Source organism: Rhodococcus sp. YL-1 (assembly GCF_001942025.1).
GTDB lineage: Bacteria > Actinomycetota > Actinomycetes > Mycobacteriales > Mycobacteriaceae > Rhodococcus_F > Rhodococcus_F qingshengii.
The window spans coordinates 1,858,343-1,876,102 of record NZ_CP017299.1 but is presented as its reverse complement, the minus strand read 5'-3'; the positions used below and the strand labels follow the sequence as shown (position 1 = coordinate 1,876,102).

Here is a 17,760-nt window from a genome sequence, read left to right as displayed (position 1 = left end):
GCACCTGCGGAATCGCTGGGTAGATACGCGACCATCGCATTATGGTCGAAGAACACCCACCCGAGAGCACAGGAGTTCAGCGATGCGACTGTCCACACGAAATCAACTCACCGGCACCATAACCGAGGTCAACCTCGGCACCGTCATGGCGACGGTCAAGGTGAAGTTGGACGGCGGGAATCAGATTGTGACCTCGTCGATCACCCGCGATGCCGCACTGGATCTCGATCTTGAACCAGGCCAAGCCGCAACGGTATTCGTGAAGTCCACCGAGGTGACGATCGGCGTCGAGTAACTGGCGAGCGATGTGATCAGGGCCGGGTGAGATGCGTGGTCATCGTGTAGTCCTTGCTCGGCCCCGTCACGGTCCAGACGACAGTCCAGGTCGATCGATCTCCGGCAGTGACGTCGATTCGCCCGCGGTAGGTATCCGCACCGCACAGGTGCTCGACTTCCTCCCCCGGCGCCCAGTCGTGGAACTCTCTGCCGTCTTCGAATGTCACGGCCCACTCGAGGCCGCGCTCGGCAACGAACAGAGTTCGGAACACGGGTAATTCCAGGTCGCCGTCACGCAGCGTGCCGCTCTCGTACCAGCGCATCCGACCGTCACCGGCGTCGGAGATAGTGGTCTCGCCGAATACATGCTTGGTGGAACCAGAAAGGCGGTCGACGATGTCCCGCTCGAAGTGCCACTTTCCTACCAGCGCCCTCGGCTCGATTTTCGCGTCGTCGACCATGTGGCGATTCTAGTGACCCTGCATTGCCCGACGACACCGGAGACCGACTCGAACACACTGCGAGAGTATGTTCCGAGTACACCCGGAACACGCAGGAGATTTTCACAACCATGAACGATTCGGCCGCCCTTCACAAACGCGCAGTGTTCGCCGAGGATCTCGAGATCGGCCAAGTGATCCCATTGGGTTCGTATTCGGTGACCGAAGAGGAAATCGTCGAGTTCGCAACTCAGTGGGATCCCCAGTGGTTTCACGTCGACAAGGAAGCCGCCGAGTCCGGCGTCTTCGGCGGGTTGATCGCCAGCGGGCTGCACACCCTGTCGATCTGCCAGAAGTTGGTGGTCGCCAGTCTCTACGACCAGTGGAACGTGATCGCCGGGAAAACCATGCGCGACGTGAGCTTCCTCCGTCCGCTTCGCCCCGGTGACACCCTGAGCGGAAAGGTCACCGTCGACAACGTCGTGTTCGACAATCGCGCGCGAGGATTGGTGACCATCACAGCGAAATTGGTCGATGCACACGGCAATCGCGTTCTCGACGTGGTCACTGACGCCTACCTGCACTGCCGCTCGACTCGCGGACAGTGAATTATCGGTAAATTTCGCACCACACTGTTCGAATTGCCGTACTTTCAGTGACGTTGCGACGCAACAATACCCATCCCTGCAATCAGGAGTTCCTCACACATGAGCAGCCTCGGCGAGATCAATCCTCTCGGCATTCTTCAGATCCTCATCTACATGCTCTTCGGTGGGTCGTCCAGCACTCCCGAATAGACCCTAGCTTGCCATAGCCATAGTCAGCATCTAGCGTGCTGACTATGGCAATTACTAGTCAGGCATCAGTGGCGGCCGCGCCGTCGACCGACGCAGCGCGTCATCACACCGAATTCGACTCCAGTTGGCGGAGTTTCGACGGCATCCAGGGCGGACTCGCAATTGCACGGATGCTGCGGGTGGCGGCCGACGCGTCCGGAGCCGAACCGCTGGCAGTCACGGCGCATCTGGACCGCCCCGTTCCTCCTGGGCCGGCCGAGTTGACTGTCGGCGAGATGCGGGGCGGGCGGACCGTCAGTTGCCACGTCACGCTGACCGGTTCGGGATCCGCTCTCGTTCGGTTGGCCCGCGACATAGGAGCTACAACAATGTCCGCCCCTGTCGCCGAACCGGCTCCGGCCGACCCGTCAACCCTGCCGCCGCTGGAGATCCCGGTGGATTTTGTGCCGTTCGCCCAGCACCTCGACATCCGGCCGATCAATTCCGCGAGGCCGTTCGCCGGTGGCGACTCCCCTGAATTCGACGTCTGGATCCGCCTGCTCACAGACCTCGATTTCACGGCCCAAGAGCGCGCCGCGGTCCTTCTCGACGCGCTTCCGCCCGGACTGTTCGCGACACTGACGATGCCCGTGGCCATACCGACCATCGAGTTCACCGCGCATTTCACCCCGGAGCACCTCACGACAGATCCCCGAACGCTGTCACCGTGGTATCGCCTACGCCACGGGACTGCCTGGGCGACGGACACTCTCTGTGTTGACGAATCCGAACTATTCGACTCGACCGGACGACTTGCTGCTCGGGCTCGCCAGCTTCGTCGAATTCTGAGTTGAGTTTCAGCTCTCCTACACCTGGAGGTCGCGACGACGGAACGCAACAAGCGATGCTGTCGAAAGCACCACTGCCACAACGATCATTGCCAGCAGTGGCAGAACTGTCACCGGCTCGGCAGGGGCACCCGGCACGTGAGTGTAGGGCGACAGATCCAGCACTACCTGCGGAAGCTTCAGCAACGTGCCGAGTTGCCCGAGCACGATGCATGCCGCCAAGATTCCCCAGGAGAGCGCCGACGCGTACGTCGGAAACAGTCCGAAAGCCAACGACACCAACCCCACGACTACGAGCACCGCAGGCAGATAGGCCAACGCGGCGCCAGTCATGCGAAGTGTGTTGCCGCCGATGTCGTCCGTGACGAGCCCGAAGGCAAATCCGGTGAAGGCACCCATCAAGACGTGCGCGAGGATCACGCCGCCCACAACCACACCCAGGTGGGAAAGCATCCACCTCCACCGCGACAAAGACGTTGCCAGCAACGGTTCGAGCCGTCCCGAAGTTTCCTCGCCCCGCATCCGGAGAAGACTCTGGACCGAATACGCCGCGATGACTATCGACGTGAGCCCCAGAGCAGTGGCCAAGTAGGAATCCACCAGATCCGATCCGCCGCCGCCAAGTTTCTCGAACATCTCCGCGGTCTGCTGCGACGATCCCACCATCGCGTCGATCTCGTTGCCCACAGCGCCGTACGCGAACCCGAGTATGACAACGGCAAAGATCCACCAGAACATCGTCATTCGCTGCATGCGCCACGCCAGGCCCCAAGCCGACGGTAGCCACGATGCCGCGACTGGCGGGCCGGGTCGGGGCTGAACGAGTCCCGCTCCCTGATCGCGATGGCCGATGAGAACAAAAGCCACCACCACGTGCACAGCCGCGAATCCGATCAGCAACAACAGGATCCACCAGGCGTCGTCGTCGAAAGGTCTGATCTGTTGTGCCCATCCGATCGGCGAGAGCCACGACAACCAGCCACTGACCACGCGAGTTCCGTCGTCGACGACCGTACTGTTCACGTCGCCGATCGCGCGCAGCATGAACGCAACGCCGATCGCGGCACCCGCCAGGCCGTTGGCCGTACGAGCACCGTCGGTGATCTGCGCCGTCACGGCTGCCACTCCGGCAAACGCGATTCCGGTCCCACCTATCGAGGCGCCCAACGCGAACGAACCGACGACAGGCAAACCGACGGCGATCGATCCCAGTGCAATTCCCAGTGCAAGAACGACGTTCGCACCGACCGTTACGATCAGTGCGGAGGTCAGGAGCGCTCGTCGACCTACCACCGCTGCACCGATCATCTCGGCTCGGCCGGTCTCCTCGTTCTGTCGCGTATGGCGAACCACCGCAAGGGTGCTCATCAATGCGGCCACCAACGCGAACACGAGCACCGACTGACTGGCGACTATCGCGCCCTGCGAATCACCGGACACGATCCCGTTGGTCGCCAGCGCGACCGGCGATACCGCGGAACTGACTGCGATGTTTCGTAATTCCTCGGGTGTCGAGTACAGCCCGGTCACACTGGCGACAACCAGCAGCATGAACAAGACGATGGAGATAACCCACACGGAGAGCTGAATTCGGTCCCGCCGCAAGGCCAGCCGAACCAGTCGGCGTGTGCCGGTGAATTGACTTGCCGAGGCCGGTACCGGTGGAGCGGCCTCGACAACAACGGTCACGGCCGTACTCCGGTCTCGGCTCGCAGGTGTACCGAAGTCTCCCTGGCCCGTTCGTCACCGTAATGCCGCAAGAAAAGTTCTTCGAGAGTCGGCGGAGTGGAAGTGAGCGCCACGATTCCGAATCCGACCAAGTACGTCATGAGTGGTCCGAGTTGCGCGCTGTCGACTTCGCAGGTGACGTGGTTACCGTCGATCACCGCGTCGTGGACACCGCCGAGTCCGTCGAGTCCACCGATCGGACGCTGCGTCTCCGCCGCGACGGACGTGCGCGTGAGATGCCTGAGTTCGGACAGTGTTCCCTCTTCCACCGTCCGCCCGTCGCGGATGATGCTCACACGATCGCACAGCGCTTCGACCTCGGCGAGGATATGGCTCGACAGCAGTACCGTCTTTCCGGCGTGAGCCACCTCCTCGACGCAGTCCTGGAATACCGCCTCCATCAACGGGTCGAGCCCCGATGTGGGTTCGTCGAGGACGTAAAGGTCGACGTCGGACGAGAACGCGGCCACGAGTGCAACCTTCTGCCGGTTACCTTTCGAGTACGTGCGCGCCTTCTTGGTCGGGTCCAATTCGAAGCGATCGAGCAACTCGCTGCGGCGTTTTCGGTCCAGGCCACCGCGCAGGCCCGCCAACAGATCGATAGCCTCACCGCCGGTGAGGTTGGGCCACAGATTCACGTCGCCAGGCACATAGGCGAGACGTCGATGCAAAGTAACAGCGTCTCGCCACGGATCGCCGCCGAGAACGGTTGCGTCTCCGGAGTCCGAGCGGAGCAGGCCGAGGAGCACCCGAATAGTGGTGGACTTTCCGGAACCGTTCGGCCCCAGGAATCCGTGCACTTCACCCGTCGAGACGTCGAGGTCGAGGCCGTCCAGCGCGCGGGTGGTACCGAAGGTCTTGACGAGGCTTTTCACTGAAATTGCCGCACCCATGAATTTGACCGTACGCCGATTTCACAAATGTGTGAAGATAGAAAAGACGGAAAGATCGAAGGGTTCCGATGACCGACACCAGCCACACCGTTGCACCGGACGAGAGCCGACACTATGTCGAGCGACTCTCACTCGTACTGAGCGACATGGGTTTTCCGCCGATGCCCGCCCGCGTCTGGGCCGCGTTGATGACCAGCGAGACACCCTCGTCCACGCCAGGAGATCTCGGATCTCGGTTGGGAGTGAGCCCCGCCGCCATTTCCGGAGCCGTCCGATACCTCCAGCAAGTCGGATTGATCGAGCGTGTGGCCGTCCCCGGATCGCGGCGTCAGCACTACTGCGTCAGCGTCGACATGTGGGCCGACGCGTTTGTCACGAAACAGTCCTCGCTCTACCAGGTCTCGGCAGTTGCGGACGAGGGCATACGAGTCCTCGGTGAAGGAACAACCGCCGGCGATCGTATGGCAGATCTGCGCGACTTCTTCGACTTCATGGCCGCGGAAATGCCGCGAATGCTCGCGGACTGGCGCTCCCGGCGAAAAGACCGGACACCTGGCAGGTAACTTCAGGTTTACCCGCAATTTCGGCGGGGTACCTCAATTCTCGTTCCAGCATGGTCAGGTGCGGTGTAATCGAGGAGTTGCTGATGAAGCTGTCGATCAGGGGCGCGAACACTTCACCGACTCCACCCTTCGCGCGTACCGCTTCACCCGAAACCTGTGAACGATCGATTTCCCTGAATCGCACCGCCGCCGAGGCATTCGCCGGTGATCACCATGCACTGTCGAAACTACTGGCCCGGTTGCACCCTCGCGTCGTTCTCTACTATCGCGCCAGACTCCTCGGGACGCCCGTCGCGACATTCGCCGACGATCTCGCCCACCAATGCACCCTGGACGTCGTCACACGAATGTCCGACACGATCTCGGCCGACACACGCATCGAGACCTTCGCGTACGAGTTGGCCTCTCGACGAATTGCGTCAATTCCCCAGTCACGCAACATCGACGGACAATTCAAACGCCCGCGTCGCCTGACCGACGACCAACGTGAGGTTCTGGTACTACGAATCGCAGTGGGTCTGACTGCCGAGATGACCGCGTCGACTCTGCGCACAACTCGTTCGAGCGTGCTCCTCGTACAGCATCAAGCGCTGCGCTCCTGGACGGTCTCCGAGCGGAGCTAGATCAGACCTTGCTTACTCGCGGCGTAGACGGCCTCTGCTCGACGGCTCACCTCGAGTTTGCGCATGATGTTGCTGACGTGAAACTTGACGGTGGTCGGTGAGATGAACAATCTCTCACCGATCTTGATGTTGGACAAGCCGTTTGCGAGGAGTCTGAGCACTTCGAGTTCGCGATCGGTCAATCGTTCTTTCGACGACGACTGCCCGTTGAGCGATCGCACGACAGCTGACGCGCTGCGTGAATCGAACGCACTCTCACCCCGCGAGACCGCCCTGATCGCACGCACCAATTCGGTGGTGTCGACGTCTTTGACGACATAGCCGCGAGCACCCGCGTGCACCGCTCGCACCACCAGTTGATCGTCGAGAAACGTGGTGAGAACCAACAGTCCGAGGCCGGGATGCGCCGAGGACAGCTGGCCACACAGGGTCAGTCCCTCGTAGTCGGAACTGGCGGAGAGTTTGAGATCCATCAGGACGATGTCCGGGCCGACCTTGTCGACCACGGCGAGGGCCTCGGCGAGGGACGACGCCTCCCCCACGATCTCGAGATCGCTTTCGCGCTCGAGAACCGAGCGGAGCCCTTGCCGCAGAATTGCATGGTCGTCGACCAGGACGATTCGAACCAATCCCTGAACCGGCGATGCTCCGCGGGTGATGACGGGACGCGCAGTGGTCATGATTCCTCGCTCTCGATTTCAGTTGTGGAGCAAAGGTTTTCCATGCCCGAGTCGAACGGCAGTGGTAGTCGCACGAGAATCTGAATCCCACCGATCCGCGCGCGCCGTACTTCGAGCGCACCACCCAACTCGAGTGTTCGCGCCTGCATGTTCGCGAGACCGCGATGGCGGCCGTCGACGTCGTTGGTGGCTGCGAGTTTGAGGATCAGACGCATTCGCGCAGGGTCGCCGTCACCGTCGTCGGAGACCGACAGCAACACGGAGTCCGCCCGATAGGTCAGACGAAGCACCGCCCGATTCGCGTGAGCATGGACCGCTGCATTGAAGAGAGCTTCCCCCGCGATCCGGAGAAGAGCGTGTTCGGCATCGCCCGGAAGTTCGGTCGGGGTACCGCCGACGCGAACGCTCACCGCCAACTCGTCCGGCATGTGAACCACGCCGAGTTGCTCGAGCATCTCGGGCAACGACGTCCGGTCCGCGTCCGACGAATGATTGAGCGCATAGATCGCCGAACGAAGCTGCTCGACCGCCCTCCTGGTCAAATCCTTTGCCAAGTCCAGTCTTTCACTGCGTTCAGCCTCCGGGATGTCGCTCCGGCAGACCTCGATCTGCATGCCCGCCGACAACACCGCCTGTGTCACACTGTCGTGCAGTTCGCGGGCGATCCGGTGACGTTCGTCGTCGACCACTTGGTGCCGGTGCGCCACTCCGAGTTGACGCTGAGTGGACTCCAATTCGCTGTTGCGCACCGCAAGGTCGGCTGCAGTACGATTGGCCTCCGCATACGCATCTTCGGCACGCTCGAGCAGTAGTTGTCCGCGCTGATAGAGCGCCGAATTCTGCAGAGCCACAGCAGTCTGGCTGGCCAGAATGCTGAGCACGGCTCCGTCCGTCGTGTCGAGGGTTCGGTTGGCCGGCGTCCAGGCTGCAAAGGCACCTACCACGCCGCCACCGAGCACGATCGGCACAAACGCGTAGTGCGCGTCGATCACCGAGTTGGATTCGATTCTTCCGTACCGGATGTCGTCGAGGCATTCGACGACATCCTCCGGAAGTGGCGGCCCCTCGACGTTGTCGACCAGAAAAGGGGTGGCGTCCGGGCCGAGAACCAGTCGCCGTGGTCCGGCGTCGGGCAAAGTTCCGTCAGCCAAGGCGAAGACAATCCAGTTGGCACTCAGATGCGCACGGGCAGCTTCCGCGACCGCGCAGACGAGGGTTTCCGGCCCCTCGACGGTGCGCACCAAAGCCCGCGAGATCAACTCCAAGGCATGCACGACGCGTTCGAGGCGCTCGGCCGCACCGCGATACTGCGGGTAGAACGAACTCTTACCCGATCGTAATCCGGTGAGCCGGGACAGGTCCGCGGTCATCGCCTGCACCAATTCACAGCGGCCCTCTTCACAGCGTCCATCTTCACAGCGTCCATCTTCACAAGGCACCTCGGAACAACGCCACCATCTGTTCCTGCGTCGCTTCCCTGGGATTGGTGGACATGCAGGCGTCGAGCAACGCGAAGCTGGCGAGCCTACTCAGGTCTTCCTCGCGAACACCCAACTCCCCCAGCCCCTTCGGCACACCGACCTCCCGTGCGAGACGTTCGACACGGTCGGCCACTGCCAGCGCTGCTTCCTCCGGGGTGCCGCGTTGCTCGGGAAGACTCAGTGCCGCAGCGATGGCGACAAAGGGGGCGGCGTCCGTGGTGGAATTGAACCGGATGACGTGGGGCAAGAGAATTCCGTTGATGACGCCGTGCGGAAGGTCGAGCATGCCGCCCACCTGATGACTCATGGCGTGCGCGGCTCCGAGTATCGCGTTGGTGAACGCCAACCCGGCCTCGAGGCTCGCCTGCGCCATCACCGATCGAGCTTCCATCTCCATCGGGTCCTGGATCGTGTGCACCAGATTCTCGGTCACTAGGCCGACAGCGCGGAGCGCGTGATGATCGGTCAACGGATTGTGCGCCAGTGAGACGAAGGCTTCGATTCCGTGCGTCAGTGCGTCCAATCCTGTTGCCGCATTGAGCCACTCGGGCATCGTCGTGAGCAACCGCGGATCGATGACCGTCACATCTGGCACCAGCGCCCGGCCGATGATGGTGATCTTGGTGCCGCGGGTCGTGTCCGTGACGATGCAGAACTGCGACACGTCCGCGCCCGTGCCGGACGTGGTGGGAACCATCACCAACGGCGGGATTGGTTTGGTCGCCTGATCTACCCCCTCGTAGTCGAGTATGTTGCCACCGTTGGCAGCGAGGACGGCTACACCCTTAGCCGCGTCGATGACGGAACCGCCGCCGAGCGCGATGATGACGTCACACTCACCTTCCTGGTACACCTCGAAACCGGCCGCGATCTCGAAGTCCTTGGGATTGGGCGTCAGCCCTGACCACACCGTCGCCGTCAATCCCTGCTCCGTGAGATGGTCTTCGAGTTCGCTGACCCATCCCGCGTCGATCAGACCGGGATCGGTGACCAGGAATGGTCGGAACCCGCCGAACCTCAGAGTCGCGTGTGCTGCCTCGACCAGGGAACCGATACCGAAGACGATCTCGGGGGCGTGAAATTTGACCAGTCGAGCAGCAGTGCCGCGGCGATGAACACCGTGGTTCACAGCATCCGGGTATGCCACGGACACGACCCCACTCTCCTCTCGCTGCTCTGAGATCTCCGGTCGGGATTTCGCATCCGTCGCTCTCAGCGCATCAACTCCCACGTGCACAAACTGGTGTGATCCACCTTACAATCGCTGGCCCCGAGCCTACGCGGACAGCAGTCGGGGCACACCCACCGAAGGAGAGGCGCTTACCTACCCGTTCGGGCAGGTAAGGCGTCTCGGGAAAATGAATGGCGCGGCGAGAAGGTCCCGCTGTACTTTCGGTTGCGGCCAGAGTGGCCCGTAGAACCGATTCAGAAGGTGTTTATGACCCAGCCCGCGCCGAGCGCGCCTCCCGCCCCTGCACTGCCGGCAACCTCGAGGGTCACATGCTGATCCTCGAAACGTCGGACTGACAGCCGCGAGGCCCCCTCGGCCTGCTCCTACTGCTTTGTTCACTCAGCTAGGAGTTCTCCAGTGCCTCAATCACACAATTCCATCTCGAAAACCGACACCTTCTCGTGCATTCAGTGCGGACTCACAGTCATGACGTACGGCCCCGATGGTGATCGCCGAAACCACTGCCCCAGTTGCCTGCATTCCCGACACCTGTTCGACCAGGTGGAAGGTGGACCGTCGGACTGCGGAATGCGGATGGCTCCCATTTCGATCGCAGTACTGCGCAGTGGCGATTGGATGATCATCCACCGCTGCGCACAGTGCCTCGAGCTCACCTCCAACCCCGTCAGCCGAGACGACAACCAGTTGTTGTTGATGAGAATGGCAGTGCGACCGCTCGCGCAACCGCCCTTCCCGCTCGAAGCCTTCGGCGACTTGTGAGGGGGAATCAGATGCCACGTAGGAATCCCAGCACCCGCGCGCGGCGGGCACCGCAACGGGCCAAGCACGTACTGCACGGAATCGGCGGAGAACAAGGATCGAGCTTCCGTTGTCTCACATGCCGTTTGGACATCTCCACTGCGGCGCCGGGTACCGCTCATCGGAACCACTGCCCGAACTGTCTGGCCAGCCGCCACGTGGACGGTCGCGTTCCGGGCGACCGAGCACAACAGTGCCGAGGTGCCATGGCGGCGCTGTGCCTGTCGGTCCGTCAAGACGGTGAATGGATGCTCGTTCACCAGTGTGTCGAGTGCAATACGTTGAAAGTCAACAGGATTGCCGGCGACGACAACGTCTTGGTCCTGCTGCGCTTGGCGCTACGTCCGTTGGCAGACCCCCGCCTGCGCTCGCGCGCGTTGCTAGCGCTCTGATGATTCGTCCGGTGTACTCGCGCGGTTCTGCGCACGATTACACCGGACGAAGACCACGAACACGATCCCGGCGAGCAAGCCGACCACAGTCGGTCCGAGGACCAGTCCCGAGTACAACCACGGGGCAGGTTCTGCCGGAAAGAGGTCCATGAATATGGGTCCGGTGTATGTCGGTTCGGAAAACGGCTCCCGATAGGATCCTCCGGTGAGAATGTGCGGTGACGCCAACGACTTCCACCACCACTGAAACACGCCGAGCGCCACAACCCCACACACGGCGCCGAGCACTGTCAGCGCCGCGATCGGTCGCCAGATCGATCCCCTGATTTCGGACATGAGATCAAACTAGTTCACGACAGATCGCGCAGTGACATCGGTGAAGTGCACTGACATCAGCGAAGTGCGTGCCCCAGCTCGGCGGCCTTTGCCATCAGTTGCGCGGCATCTCGGGCAACAACAACCTCGTCGCAGATCTCCGAATACTCCGGCATCGCGCACGATGCCTGGTTCCAGTAACGCTGTGGTTCAGGCGTGATCCAGGCCAGACGGTGGACCTTTCGGCGGAGTTCCTCGAGCTTGTCCGCCTGCGGGGGCAACCCGTTGCACCGACCGTCGCCCACGATGATGACAGACGTCCGTGAGTTCAAGGTGTTTCCGTGCTCGTCCAACAATTCTGTGAGCACCCGCCCGTAATCGCTGCTGGCTTCCAGATCCAGAACCGGGTGCGCGAGTACCGCGGCCAGTGCGCCGTCACCACTACTGGCGAGAAGGGTGTCGGTCACGTCGACCGGACGATCGACGAAGGCGAGGACTTCACAACGATCTGCTCGGCGATGCATTGCCTGAGCCAAGCGCAGAGTGAACGCGGTGATGGGGCGCACGGACAGCGACACGTCGGCGATGAGAAGTAGTCGAACACGATCGGGGCGAGGAGCTTTCACGACCAGATGGAAGGGAATTCCGTCGGTGCGCAGACTCGAACGCACCGTGCGTCGCATGTCGAGATGCCCACGAGAGCGCTCACGGGGCCGAGGTCTGGACGGTCCTCTCATCCGCCGAAGCACTTCGTGGCACGCGAGTTCGATGTCGTTGTGCGTTGCGCCCGCTGCAGATTCACTGTCGGGCGCATCGGGAGCGGTTTCGGCGAGTGCAGCTGCCGAGAGTGCTTGCACGAACGCTTCGACCGCCTCGACGAGCCGGTTCAATTGTGCTTGCGTCAACGGCCCGTCGTCGGAGACATCTGCATACGCTTTGCTCGGGTCGTAGGCATCCAACCAGGCGAGGGTCGACGTCGGATCGTCCCAGGACAGCGAGCCGACCACTGCTGCAGCAACACTGGTGCTCAGGTCACCGACCACCGCCGATGCTGCACGGTCCACGTCGACCGTGTAACTGACTCCGCGTCGACCGGTCTCCGAACCGGTATCGACCGACAGTTCGGCATCGCTCGACGTCATCGACACATCGTCGTCGTCCTTGTGCGGGTTGAAGCCCTTCTCCGCTTCCGGAGTGTCGAAGTAGTCGCCGACCTCGGCCGCACGCTCGTTGTACTCGGCGTACCGACCAACTTCTTGATCCTCGTCGATCCCCAGCGCGGTGGGCAGACCGTCCGCCACCTCGGCGCGCGAACCCATCCGCTCGCCGTGCGCTTTGCCTGCGGCCGGCCGGAACAGCGCGTCGAACGCCCGATCGAAACCGGCCTGCTCGTGAGAGTACTTGGCGCACACTGCCCGAAGACATGCTCGCAACGTCTCACGATCCGAAGCGCCGACCATCGCGAGAACACGCCGAACCTCGATGACCTCGGCCGGTGACGCGGAAACTCCGGCCGCCCTCAGCAATCGGCCGAAACTCGCGGACACCACGTCGAGAACAAAGGACGGTTGCCACACGGCAAGGCCACCGAGCGTCGTCATCGCGTCGAACGGATTCCGCTGCCGCCGCGGATTCCCTGTTGATGAGGGTCACGTCCACCCGTGCCCCGGAACACGGCCGTCGTCGTGTTGGCGGGTTTGCTTGCCACCGTGGCCCGCTCGATCGGCTCGCCACCGTCACGCGACGATGATTCGAAACGCTTTCCGTCGAATCGTTCCTTGGCCAGCGTCACATCGGACGAGTACTTGAGCAACGCCGTGAGCAGGATGTCGCGCACCTTGGCGTCGGAAGCGGTGTCGAATCCGCCGGCCGCGAGCACTGTTGCCGCTCTGGCCGCGTCGATGACCTCCGAGATGGACGGACTCTTGCGCAGCGGGAGGTCACGCAGGATGCGAGCCAATTCGACGACCTCGGTGGCCGTAGCCGAATCCACCTCCGGCGCTCGGGCCGTGACGATCTCGCGTTCACGCTCCGACGTCGGATAGCCGAGATGGTAATGCAGACAACGACGCTTGAGTGCGGGTGAGAGCTCGCGGGTGTCGTTGGACGTCAGGATGACCCAGGGCTGCGAGCGGGCAACGAACGTACCGACCTCGGGAATGGTGATCTGCTGTTCGGCGAGAATCTCGAGGAGCAGTGCTTCCATCGACTCCTCGGTGCGGTCTACCTCGTCGACCAGAAGCACTACCGGATCGGGTGAGAGGATTGCTTCGAGCAGCGGTCGTACGGACAGGAAGTTCTCGGAGTACAAACCGAAATCCTGATCGGCCAGAAACTTGGACGCTTCGGCGACGCTGTCGAATTCGGAAACCTGATCGCTGATCCGGTCGCGGAGCATCTGCACGTGCAGGAGTTGCTTCGCGTAGTCCCATTCGTACAGCGCGCGATTGTCGTCCAGCCCTTCGTAGCACTGCAATCGCACCAGTTTGCGGCCCCCGATCGCAGCCAGAGACTTCGCCAGTTCCGTCTTGCCGACACCGGCCGGACCTTCGAGCAGGAGCGGACGCCCCAGCGCCGTCGCCAGATGAACGACTACCGCGAACTCGTCATCGGCAATGTAGTCCTGCTCTCGCAGAGCATCTTTCACTTCGATTCCGCTGGAGAAACTGCGACCGGACATGGAATACCTTTCGATAGGGGCACAGCCCATGTGCGCCTTTTTGGTAGTGCGGGCTACCAAAAAGGCGCACGGGGCCGAAGGCCCTGCTAGAAGTACGACTTGTTGATCGCGTGATCGACAACCGGGATCATCGACTCCACGGTGACCTCACGGGGATTGCCCGGGGTGCACCAGTCGTCCTGAATGTGCTCGGAGATGGCGCGCACAGTCTTCTCGTCACCCTTGATGACATCACCACGGCCCTCGTACTTCTTGGTGTTCATCTGGTTCTTCGCGTACGAGTCGGTGCGAACCTGACCGAAGTTGTCGGGGATACCGACGTCCTTGGCCAGACGGATGGCAGCCTCGACGGCAGCATCTGCGGCCTGAACCGTGGTGAGGTTGCGAGTGTCGACACCGAGTGCGCCGGCCAACTGGGCGTAGCGCTCGTAGCGCGAAGGCAGGTTGTACTCCCACACACGCGGCAACGCGATGGCGTTGTTCAGACCGTGGTGGCTGTCGAAGAAGGCACTGACCGCGTGCGAGATCGAGTGAACGATGCCGAGGCCACCGGAGTTGAAGGCCTGCCCGGCAATGTACTGCGCGTTCATCATTCCCTCGCGGGCCTTGAGGTTGCGCGGCTCGAAGACGGCCTCGCGCAGGTTCTTCGCGACCAACTCGACCGAGTAGATCGCGTTACCGAGCGAAGGCGCGAAATCGAGACGAGACACGAAAGGCTCACTGCCGTGCGCGAGTACGTCGAAGCCGCAGTACGCGGTGAAATGCTGAGGGCAGGTGTAGTAGAGCAGCGGATCGTCGATCGCCAGGGTGACGATGGTCGCCTCGTCGAAGCCCACCCACTTGTGCGGGTTGTTCATGTCCGACGTGTCGGTGATGACGTACGCCCACGACGTCTCGGAACCCGTTCCGGCCGTGGTGGATACGGCGATATGGGGCGGGTTCTCCTTGTTGGTGGACTTGGCGAAGCCCTCGAACTCGTTGATGTTGCGACCGTCGTGTGCGATCACGACGCGAGCGCCCTTGGCGGCGTCGTGGCTCGAACCACCGCCGATCGAGATGATCGAGTCGCACTTCTCCTTCTGGTAGAGAGCCGCGGCCTCCATGACGTTGTAGTCCTTGGGATTCGACTCGACCTTGTCGTAGAGCACGACCTCGACACCCTGGTACTCGATCTTGCCGACGAGTTCCTCGATGATGCCCGAACCGCGCAGACCGGTCGTCATCAGAAGGGTGCGCTTGAAGCCGAGGTTTTTGGCCTCCACCCCGATGATGTCGTGAGCGCCCACACCCATCAGGGCGCGAGGGAAGGGGTGGAACTCCTTGATGGGAAAGTCCCAGATCTGGTTGAGCTCGATAGCCATCGGTATCTCCTCAGGGATGTGCACGAATGTGACTGCGGGAGGGATTCGAGCCGAATCTTTGTGACCGGCGTCTCACCTGGTTCCCACTGTGTACCGACAAACAGCCCGTGCACAGACTTCGGCAGCTCAACCGCCCGGACGCCGCTCACGAACCGCCCGTTCGGGCAGGTCGACGCCACCCCGGACTGCCAGGACGGCTGGATCAGACCGCCATGGTTCCCGCTGATCGGGAACGTGTTGCTCGGCGACTACGATCCCCAGTAGCTTTTCATCACTGCTAACATTGAACTAGAACACGTTCTAGATGTTGCACTTCACTGACCTGCGCTTTACCCAGCTTCACGAGAGGACTAGCTTCGCGATGACGACAGTCGAGGTACCGCACAGCTCGCGATCGGCGGTACTCACCGTGTCCGGAGTCATCGAAGAGACTTCCGACGCCCGGTCGCTGGTGTTCGAGATTCCCGCAGAACTGAAGGACAAGTTCGACTACAAGCCAGGTCAATTCCTGACCCTGCGCATCCCGAGTGATCAGACCGGCTCGGTCGCACGCTGCTACTCGCTGGCCAGTTCACCCTTCACCGACGACGCCCCCAAGGTGACCGTCAAGCGAACCGTCGACGGCTACGGCTCCAACTGGTTGTGCGACAAGCTCCAGGTCGGCGACACCATCGAAGTGCTGCCGCCGTCAGGTGTCTTCACGCCCAAGTCGCTCGATCACGACTTCCTGCTCTTCGGTGCAGGCAGCGGAATCACTCCGGTGATCTCGATCCTCAAGTCCGCCCTCACGCAGGGCAGCGGCAACGTCGTGCTGATCTACGCGAACCGCGACGAGAAGTCCGTCATCTTCGGCGCCGAACTTCGCGAATTGGCAGCGCAACACCCCGGCCGCCTCACCGTTGTCCACTGGATCGAAACCGTGCAGGGACTCCCCGCCGTCTCACAGTTGGCGACACTGGCCAAGCCATTTGTCGCGTACGAGGCCTTCATGTGCGGTCCAGGCCCCTTCATGGACGCCGTCCACAAGGCACTGGCAGAGGCCGGCATGCCCCGCACGCAGGTTCACGCCGAGGTCTTCAATTCACTCGCGGGTGACCCGTTCCGTGACGTCGAGGTAGCAGAGGTCTCCGACGAGGAAGCAGCCGACGCCGCAACCGTCGAGGTCGAACTGGACGGTGAAACCCACACCCTCGTCTGGCCGCGCAAGCAGACGCTCGTCGACATCATGCTCGCCAAGGGCCTCGACGTGCCGTACTCCTGCCAGGAAGGCGAGTGCGGGTCGTGTGCCTGCACCGTCACCGAAGGCGAAGTTCAGATGGACAACTCCGAAATCCTCGACGCCGAGGACGTGGCGAACGGCTACATCCTCGGTTGCCAGGCGAAGCCGATCACCGATCACCTGAAGATCGAGTTCTGAACCCTGCTTCGATGCATGACGGCCCCTGATTCCCTGCGGAATCGGGGGCTTTGTCATGTTCGGAGTCTCCCGAGTCATCTTCCGAGTCCCGCCGCGAAACCCACGCAGGCGCCGTTGTGGGCAACCTCCACAGCGCAAGAATCAGTGCGAGGGTCACGATCAGGAAACCCTCACGAAGGACCAACCCGAACGGCAGCAGGAGCGGTGACGTCTCGATGAACTGCTGTCCCATACTCGGCCCGCAGTAGACGATGGCCAACCCCAGAGCGGCCGCACCGAACTGCAGCGGCGATCGAAGCCGAAAAAGAACCGTGACGGCGGCAGGCACGAGATACACCCAGTGGTGAATCCAGCTGATCGGCGAAAGAATCGGCGCGCTCAATCCGATCACCAACGCCGCATCGACCGCTCGCCCGACGCGATAGACATCTCGGGCGATCCATAGCGCTACCCCCGCGCACAGCACGGTCGACGGCATCGCCAGAGACGCTGTCCATGGGCCCAGCGCGGCAAGTCCGCCCTGCAGCGAACTGTTGCCGGCACTCGCGATCGCCTGCCCGCTCAAATCCACCCGGTCGCTGAGGTTCCAGACGACGTCCGACCAGAAGGTCCAGCTGACGGCCGGGTCCACCACTGCTGCGACGGCGGTCGCCGCGGCAAATCCGATCGAACTCCAGATCGCGAGTCGCCACTGCTTCGTGACGACGAAGTAGACGATGAAGAGAGCCGGAGTCAGCTTGATCGCGGCCGCGACGCCGATCAGCAGTCCTCGCGGAAACCACCGGCCGAATCTCGAATCCTCTCGGCGAGTCACATCGAGCAGTACGAGCGCCATCAGCACCAAGTTCACCTGGCCGAATGAGATGTGCGCACTGACGATGGGAGTCACCGACACGGCCAGGACCAATGCCGCCATGACGAGCGGCCGCTTGGGGACGCGAGCGGGAGTGAACCTCGCAACCGTCCACACCAACGCCGCGATGCACAATCCCGACCACAGCAGATAGGCAGTCCACCAGTCGAAGAGGACAGTCGGCCAGAGGAAGATCACCGCGAACGGGGTGTAGGTGAACGGCATACCCTCGTCGACGATCAACGGGCCGGACAGATTGCCCTCGTAGATGTTCGATCCCGCTGCGAACGCCTGGGCAGCGTAGCGGTAGACGAGAAAATCAACGGGTTCGACGGCTCGAACGGAGTACACGAGATAACACAGAGCTGCGACGCCGGCAGCGATCAGTGAACCGATCGTCACAATTCGAGACGCCTCGACACGGGTGGCGGGCATACCGAGAAT

At 62.2% G+C, this 17,760-nt stretch carries 19 protein-coding genes; 8 read left to right on the top strand and 11 right to left on the bottom strand.

Going from position 1 to position 17,760, the window contains the following annotated elements:
* Positions 1 to 82: 82 nt before the first annotated feature.
* Positions 83 to 295 carry a TOBE domain-containing protein gene (locus tag BH682_RS08935; protein WP_003942061.1) on the top strand — a complete coding sequence of 71 codons (213 nt, stop codon included), beginning with the start codon at positions 83 to 85 and terminating at the stop codon, positions 293 to 295.
* Between the two features lie 16 nt (positions 296 to 311).
* Here the strand turns inward: BH682_RS08935 and BH682_RS08930 are convergent, their stop codons facing one another.
* Positions 312 to 737: a DUF6314 family protein gene (locus tag BH682_RS08930; protein ID WP_042920992.1), complete on the bottom strand. Its 426-nt coding sequence runs from the start codon at positions 735 to 737 to the stop codon at positions 312 to 314.
* A gap of 110 nt (positions 738 to 847) precedes the next feature.
* On the opposite strand from BH682_RS08930, the gene BH682_RS08925 reads away from it, so the two are divergent.
* A complete protein-coding gene (locus tag BH682_RS08925; RefSeq protein WP_007728315.1) occupies positions 848 to 1,324 on the top strand; it encodes a MaoC/PaaZ C-terminal domain-containing protein in 477 nt (158 codons plus the stop codon).
* Between the two features lie 233 nt (positions 1,325 to 1,557).
* Entirely contained in the window at positions 1,558 to 2,346 is a 789-nt protein-coding gene (locus tag BH682_RS08920) for a thioesterase family protein (RefSeq protein WP_075832693.1), read from the top strand.
* Between the two features lie 12 nt (positions 2,347 to 2,358).
* Here BH682_RS08920 and BH682_RS08915 read toward each other — a convergent pair whose 3' ends face one another.
* Both BH682_RS08915 and BH682_RS08910 read right to left on the bottom strand, forming a co-directional pair.
* Positions 2,359 to 4,029, bottom strand: coding sequence for an ABC transporter permease (locus BH682_RS08915; protein WP_063314736.1), 1,671 nt, complete (start codon positions 4,027 to 4,029; stop codon positions 2,359 to 2,361).
* Positions 4,026 to 4,961 carry an ABC transporter ATP-binding protein gene (locus tag BH682_RS08910; RefSeq protein ID WP_003942009.1) on the bottom strand — a complete coding sequence of 312 codons (936 nt, stop codon included), beginning with the start codon at positions 4,959 to 4,961 and terminating at the stop codon, positions 4,026 to 4,028. Before BH682_RS08910 ends, BH682_RS08915 begins: the two co-directional genes overlap by 4 nt.
* A gap of 68 nt (positions 4,962 to 5,029) precedes the next feature.
* On the opposite strand from BH682_RS08910, the gene BH682_RS08905 reads away from it, so the two are divergent.
* Positions 5,030 to 5,524 carry a GbsR/MarR family transcriptional regulator gene (locus tag BH682_RS08905; RefSeq protein WP_007728322.1) on the top strand — a complete coding sequence of 165 codons (495 nt, stop codon included), beginning with the start codon at positions 5,030 to 5,032 and terminating at the stop codon, positions 5,522 to 5,524.
* 83 nt (positions 5,525 to 5,607) lie between these two features.
* Positions 5,608 to 6,147, top strand: a complete 540-nt coding sequence (locus tag BH682_RS08900) for an RNA polymerase subunit sigma (protein WP_075835201.1) — start codon at positions 5,608 to 5,610, stop codon at positions 6,145 to 6,147.
* On the opposite strand, the gene BH682_RS08895 is transcribed toward BH682_RS08900, so the two are convergent.
* From BH682_RS08895 to BH682_RS08885, 3 genes are read right to left on the bottom strand one after another with little or no spacing between them, the layout of a single operon-like run.
* Complete coding sequence (locus BH682_RS08895) at positions 6,144 to 6,827, bottom strand: MadR family response regulator transcription factor (protein WP_003942005.1); 684 nt, start codon at positions 6,825 to 6,827, stop codon at positions 6,144 to 6,146. The two genes, BH682_RS08900 and BH682_RS08895, sit on opposite strands and share 4 nt — an antisense overlap.
* Positions 6,824 to 8,197 carry a MadS family sensor histidine kinase gene (locus tag BH682_RS08890; protein ID WP_003941844.1) on the bottom strand — a complete coding sequence of 458 codons (1,374 nt, stop codon included), beginning with the start codon at positions 8,195 to 8,197 and terminating at the stop codon, positions 6,824 to 6,826. Before BH682_RS08890 ends, BH682_RS08895 begins: the two co-directional genes overlap by 4 nt.
* Before the next feature lie 58 nt (positions 8,198 to 8,255).
* Positions 8,256 to 9,461 carry an iron-containing alcohol dehydrogenase gene (locus BH682_RS08885; protein WP_003942060.1) on the bottom strand — a complete coding sequence of 402 codons (1,206 nt, stop codon included), beginning with the start codon at positions 9,459 to 9,461 and terminating at the stop codon, positions 8,256 to 8,258.
* A gap of 435 nt (positions 9,462 to 9,896) precedes the next feature.
* On the opposite strand from BH682_RS08885, the gene BH682_RS08880 reads away from it, so the two are divergent.
* A complete protein-coding gene (locus tag BH682_RS08880) occupies positions 9,897 to 10,259 on the top strand; it encodes an RNHCP domain-containing protein (RefSeq protein WP_003941922.1) in 363 nt (120 codons plus the stop codon).
* An 11-nt stretch (positions 10,260 to 10,270) separates the two neighbouring features.
* A complete protein-coding gene (locus BH682_RS08875) occupies positions 10,271 to 10,690 on the top strand; it encodes an RNHCP domain-containing protein (protein ID WP_054187804.1) in 420 nt (139 codons plus the stop codon).
* On the opposite strand, the gene BH682_RS08870 is transcribed toward BH682_RS08875, so the two are convergent.
* The 4 genes from BH682_RS08870 to mdo all read right to left on the bottom strand — a co-directional run bounded on the left by BH682_RS08870 (position 10,679) and on the right by mdo (position 15,046).
* Positions 10,679 to 11,026 carry a hypothetical protein gene (locus tag BH682_RS08870; RefSeq protein WP_054187805.1) on the bottom strand — a complete coding sequence of 116 codons (348 nt, stop codon included), beginning with the start codon at positions 11,024 to 11,026 and terminating at the stop codon, positions 10,679 to 10,681. The genes BH682_RS08875 and BH682_RS08870 overlap by 12 nt on opposite strands.
* A gap of 56 nt (positions 11,027 to 11,082) precedes the next feature.
* Positions 11,083 to 12,606 carry a MadC family VWA domain-containing protein gene (gene madC / locus BH682_RS08865; RefSeq protein WP_075832691.1) on the bottom strand — a complete coding sequence of 508 codons (1,524 nt, stop codon included), beginning with the start codon at positions 12,604 to 12,606 and terminating at the stop codon, positions 11,083 to 11,085.
* Entirely contained in the window at positions 12,603 to 13,685 is a 1,083-nt protein-coding gene (locus BH682_RS08860) for a MadB family AAA-type ATPase (protein ID WP_042453145.1), read from the bottom strand. The genes madC and BH682_RS08860 overlap by 4 nt, the downstream gene beginning before the upstream one ends.
* Positions 13,686 to 13,771: 86 nt before the next feature.
* Entirely contained in the window at positions 13,772 to 15,046 is a 1,275-nt protein-coding gene (gene mdo / locus BH682_RS08855) for an NDMA-dependent methanol dehydrogenase (protein WP_003942095.1), read from the bottom strand.
* Positions 15,047 to 15,407: 361 nt separating this feature from the next.
* Here mdo and BH682_RS08845 point away from each other — a divergent pair, with 361 nt between their 5' ends.
* Positions 15,408 to 16,463 carry a ferredoxin--NADP reductase gene (locus BH682_RS08845; protein ID WP_003941851.1) on the top strand — a complete coding sequence of 352 codons (1,056 nt, stop codon included), beginning with the start codon at positions 15,408 to 15,410 and terminating at the stop codon, positions 16,461 to 16,463.
* Here BH682_RS08845 and BH682_RS08840 read toward each other — a convergent pair.
* Positions 16,435 to 17,751 carry a glycosyltransferase 87 family protein gene (locus BH682_RS08840; protein ID WP_075832689.1) on the bottom strand — a complete coding sequence of 439 codons (1,317 nt, stop codon included), beginning with the start codon at positions 17,749 to 17,751 and terminating at the stop codon, positions 16,435 to 16,437. The genes BH682_RS08845 and BH682_RS08840 overlap by 29 nt on opposite strands.
* Between the last annotated feature and the right edge of the window lie 9 nt (positions 17,752 to 17,760).